Here is a 4,972-nt window from a genome sequence, read left to right as displayed (position 1 = left end):
ATACTGTCGAAGCAGACCATTGGTATTCTCGTTAGACCCACGTTGCCACGGGCTGTGTGGATCGGCGAAGTAGATGGCTGTCCCGGTACGTTGGGTTATTTCGGCATGCTTGACCATCTCGCTCCCTTGGTCGTAGGTCATCGACAGCCGTAGTGAGCGTGGAACACGGTTCAATTTGTCACTAAAGCCGACCATCGCATCCGTCGCGGTCGTACCGTCCATTTTCACCAGGATGACGAAGCGTGTCGTGCGCTCAACCAACGTGCCTACGGCAGAACGGTTGCTGGCCCCCATGATGAGGTCGCCTTCCCAATGCCCGGGCATCAACCGATCTTCGATCTCAGGCGGCCGGAGATGAATACTGACCAAGTCAGGAATTTGGCGGCGACGATCCTTGCCACGACTGCGTGGACGCCGCTTTCCCTTCCCCTGCCGAAGGCAAGCAATGAGCTCTTTTTTCAGCGAGCCTCGGGGCATCACATAGAGCGCGTTGTAGATGGCCTCGTGGGAGACCTGACGTGTAGGGTCGTTTGGATACATGCGCTTCAGTGTGATGGCTATCTGCCTAGGAGACCAGTACTTGCGCAACAGGTAGGTCACCAGATCGAAGAGAGGCGTACCAAGGCGCAACTTAGATTGTCGTCGTGCTCGATGTCGCGTCAGCGTGGCCCTGAAACCCGCCAGACTGGCGTCATAGCCAGCATGAGAAGGTACCGCATGCCGAGCCAGTTCTCGAGAAATCGTGCTGGCAGCTCCCCCAAGGAACTTGGCGATGGAGCGTATCGAGTGACCTTCACGCATCAGCATGATGGTGGCACGTTCTTCAGCAGTAAGGTGGTGGTAGCAATGAGTCATAGCGATAGCGTACCTGATCGATCAGGTGTTGCACTTGCTCATTGAGACCGCCCTGCTGGCTGTGCAATCATCACATCCCGCAGAAGGCATTGAAGCACCAGGCCCCCATTTCAGCGATGAAAGACTGGCAGAACCGGCGTCCTGAGCTTTCCACCAAGCCTGTGATTAATTATCCGGGACCTGACACTTAACCGGAAACATGTAAAATAGCAACAGTCACCTTCAGGTGGCACTAATCAAGCCCAAGCGATCTCATCACCTCGCTCTCACTGACAGCATCTGTAGTGACAACTGCATCCTTCAAAAGCAGTTTCCCACTGAGTAGCTTGTCGAGATGGACATCAAACGAATCAAATTCAGGATGTAGGGCGGTTGGGATATGTATATACACGTCCTTTTTTTGGCCAATACGGTAAATCCTATCAGTAGCCTGTGCCTCCTTGGCCGGGTTCCAGTGACGCTCCAGGTGAATGACATGGTTGGCACCTACTACGGTCAGCCCAACACCGGCAGCTACCGGCGACATGATTATAATATTAAAGCCATCAACGTTTTCGAATTGCTCGATCAGGCCCCTCCTAGTCAGAGTGTCACCTTTTCTTTCTACTGCGGAAGTGTCTCCATTGATAATACTGACATCAAGGCCATATATTTTATCTATCCACACTTTCATGAAACGCTGCACATTTTTAGAAAGTATAAATATAATAACTTTCTCTTGCGCTGATCTTATTTCATCGAGCACATCAAGAGTCACTTTCATCTTTACCGATTCTGACATGATCGTACGATATGAATCAGGCTTGCAAACAAGGGATTGCAACGGTTCATTTACTCGCGGATGAAGAGATATTGCCCTCAGGCTCTGAAGCGTCGATAGCGCAAAGCCACGAACATCTTCCTCTTCTGCGCGGCGCTTCCGATACTGGTCTATGGCCTCATTATAAGCCGAGAGCTGGGAACCATTCATGAAAGCTGACAGCTTCGGGTTATAAGAGGCCCCATGGGAGGCAGTGGGAACACCACTAAGAATGCTCTTCGGAGGCAACCCTGCTAACTGATCCTCCTTGATACGACGCAGCATAAAGTCACCGACCGCCTCGCGCAAGTCCTTCCCGACCGCCTCACGCACGGAATCCTTTTCTTCATCCCCGGCGCGAAGTATCGGGGTTACCCAGCGATCCCTAAAATAAGGCCAATCCCCAAGAAGCCCTGGCTGAGCGGTATCCATCAGACACCAAAAGTCACCGAGCGAATTTTCAACAGGCGTACCAGTTGCCAATATCTTGATATCACTATTAAGTCCTTTTGCCGCATGGGTCTGCAGGGTGTTGGGATTCTTGAGGTTTTGCGCCTCATCAAAGATCACCATGCCCCAGTCAACGAGACAGAGAGAGAACTGATAGTCACGAAGCGTTTGGTAGGTAGTAATAACGAAGCGCCTGTTGATATCGAGCCTCTTCACACCTGCATCAGGGCCCACATGAAGAGCAAAGCGTATCTTGTCAGGCTCCATCTGCCCCTCCTCGTTCAGGAGCTCAGATGCTTGAACGGACTCTCGCTTCTCGCCCTTCTTTTTGAATTCCGCAAGGTCCCTTCCGGACTGTAATACTTTGACATCTTTAAACGGAATGCTCTTGTAGGTCAGTGAAACTTCCTGCTCCCAATTCTCGAGTAGACTTAGAGGAGCAACGATAAGAACAGGCTTCTCTGGTAAACCTTGCAGTTTCCTGTGATAAAGATACTCATTGATGGCGACAAGTGACATGTACGTCTTACCCAGGCCCATGTCATCGGCGAGAAGTCCGCCTTGAATTCGATCAAAGCTGTCAGTGTCGTCGAGAGCACTTAGCTCAATCAACTTCAGCATCCAGTTTACGCCCTCTTCCTGATGAGGGAAAGGCTGCCTGGCATAAGCCTCCCAGTCAGGCTGGCGCTGAATATTATAGTGCTTGAGCTTTTCTAATAATGCCTCACCAATATCTTCGGCATCTTTTACAATGACACCGACCTGTGTTTCATTCATCGTGGCAGTATCTTCGGGAAAAGTTCTTGACTCCTCTGGCTTATCAAGCGAAGTCGCCACCTTGCCAAGAATGCTCTTTACCTTGTCATGGTCAGATACATCGACACTCTCCCCTTGATAGTCAATCGTATGAGCTCCCTGAGAGTATGCCGCATCAATTTTATCCTGTAGTTCCGAAAGCTCCTCATGGCTTTTGACAAGCTTATTAATAATCTCAGGGGGCGAAGCCGAGCTTTCGACACCGAACCAGTCGCTTTCACCTTGTCCCAGCCCTCCGAAGTCCATGTGCTTGATTTTACCTACACCAAGCACCCGCACCGAGAAGCCAAGATCCAGATTAACAAGAGAGGCATCAAGAAACGCAGAAGGAGATTTGATAAAATCGGCAACACTCTCTGGCGGAATTCGCCGATTATTCATAATCTCCCCTATACCATTCATCTTCTCCTCGTCAAGTATTACAACATTATTTTTTATTCTAATCACACCACCATGCTCATTTAGGTCCAGCTGACCTAACCGCCCCTCTATCTCATCAAGCCCATAACCATCACCTACACTGGGAAAAAGCTCCAGGCTGCCATCGGGCAGCTGCTTTGCAATAACACCAACATCTTTAGCCGATTCCACATTGATTCTTTCAAAGTGGCTAAGGTCAATATTCATGCCACTGCGCTTGGCCAATTGTAATGTTGCTAGAAGCAACAGGTTCTCGCTGCTTGTCTTTAAGGATTCGGGAAGCAATGAATGCCTGTCAAGGGCCTGAAAGGCTTGCATCTGCGGCTGATTCATCAGATAGCGGTGACCAGACCCTACTTCCACCAACGCGCCTTTGGTACGACAAGGGACCTGAGCTCCATCATACTCTGGAAATATCTTTACCGAAAAAGCCTTGCTGTTGGAGTGTCCATCAATAGAGACTTTGAACTCGCCAGAAAAACGTGGTGGGAGCCCCAGGATTTCTACCTGTTCATTATCAAGAGAGGCAGCAACACTAGCATCCAGGCTGAATCCATTAGGAAAACGCGTGGCAAGACCCTGCTCTTCAAGCATACGAAGAACAACACCCTGCAGATTGATATTGGGCGAACCTTCTCCGGAAAGAAACCTTTCAAACTCAGACTTTTCAAGGTACAGTTTGACACCATCAGCATCAAACATAATCTCAAAGCTCTCCAGTCCGCCGTGGTGATCGCCAGCGTCAGGAAGAAGTCTCTTGATGATTTGAGCAAGCTTATTCTTCATCACCCAGCACCCCGCTATTTATCAGCACTCTCTCGCCTTCGGCCGAGTTGATCCAGTTGAAGTTGGAGACTTGTATGCAGTACCCCTTGAGGTCTAAATGCAGCACATGATTGATAGCTTTCAGAGGAAGGCCCAAGTGCCTGGAAATATCCCTTGCCTTGCTATCAGGGTGCCTGTGGAGATAAAGCAATATCTGAATAGCCAGGGGTGAAAGAATTCTCTGACCAGGACTGGCATTTGAATGGCTTCCTTTGTGATCGTCACCAACATCATTGGCAGATTCACTAGACACTCTAGAAACACAGCTTTTAGCTGGCCTCACAACGGGAAGCCCAAACCTTGTTACATACCTTCTATAATCCTCCTTGTTGAGGAGGGCTTCGACATCCAACCTAATACCGTTTTCAGCCAGAAACTCAAATACCTTGTTCTGCCAAGTCGAAGGGCTATGAACAACATCGGTGTACTTAAGATTGGGATACTCCTTTTCGTAGGCCTCAGGCACCATGTTTGTTAAGTCGAAGTGCGAAAGACTCGTTACTTCATAGCCTACATACTTACGGCTTGGCGGAGCCAGATACACCCAAAGCTTGAAGCTATGCGAGCCTTCAATCAAGTAAAAATCACCACAATCCAGATAGATAATTGCTTTGTCGGAAAGCTGACCATCTAACTTTATGTAGTTTACCTTCAACTCATTCTTCAAAATCTTTCTGACCGAATACTCAGCCTTGCTTCCAAGCATCAATCTGGTGCTCTTGATCACCTTGAGCCGAAAAATGAAGTGACCCCCTCCATAGCTGCACAGGATATAGTGCAGTCATAAGGAGGACAGGATGAGCGACG

Annotated in this window: 3 protein-coding genes and 1 pseudogene; 1 reads left to right on the top strand and 3 read right to left on the bottom strand. The window is 49.2% G+C overall.

Annotated elements, in window-relative coordinates:
* Positions 1-855: IS30 family transposase (locus C6W88_RS18600; protein WP_108133564.1), on the bottom strand; the 855-nt coding region annotated here is incomplete at its 3' end.
* Positions 856-893: 38 nt separating this feature from the next.
* Here C6W88_RS18600 and C6W88_RS22150 point away from each other — a divergent pair.
* A pseudogene (locus C6W88_RS22150) lies at positions 894-1,046 on the top strand (IS481 family transposase); the annotation flags it as partial.
* Between the two features lie 41 nt (positions 1,047-1,087).
* On the opposite strand, the gene C6W88_RS18595 reads toward C6W88_RS22150, so the two are convergent.
* Both C6W88_RS18595 and C6W88_RS18590 read right to left on the bottom strand, forming a co-directional pair.
* Positions 1,088-4,126: a DEAD/DEAH box helicase gene (locus C6W88_RS18595; RefSeq protein ID WP_108133563.1), complete on the bottom strand. Its 3,039-nt coding sequence runs from the start codon at positions 4,124-4,126 to the stop codon at positions 1,088-1,090.
* Positions 4,116-4,892, bottom strand: a complete 777-nt coding sequence (locus C6W88_RS18590) for an EH signature domain-containing protein (RefSeq protein WP_269320709.1) — start codon at positions 4,890-4,892, stop codon at positions 4,116-4,118. The genes C6W88_RS18595 and C6W88_RS18590 overlap by 11 nt, the downstream gene beginning before the upstream one ends.
* Positions 4,893-4,972 lie beyond the last annotated feature (80 nt).

Origin of the sequence: Halomonas litopenaei (assembly GCF_003045775.1) — a bacterium.
Lineage (GTDB): Bacteria > Pseudomonadota > Gammaproteobacteria > Pseudomonadales > Halomonadaceae > Halomonas > Halomonas litopenaei.
Note: the sequence above shows the minus strand (reverse complement) of the source record. Positions and strands in the feature narration are given on the sequence as shown.

Coding starts and splice junctions, on each gene's coding strand:
- C6W88_RS18595 (WP_108133563.1), bottom strand. CDS start 4,126: ATGAAGAATAAGCTTGCTCAAATCATCAAGAGACTTCTTCCTGACGCT.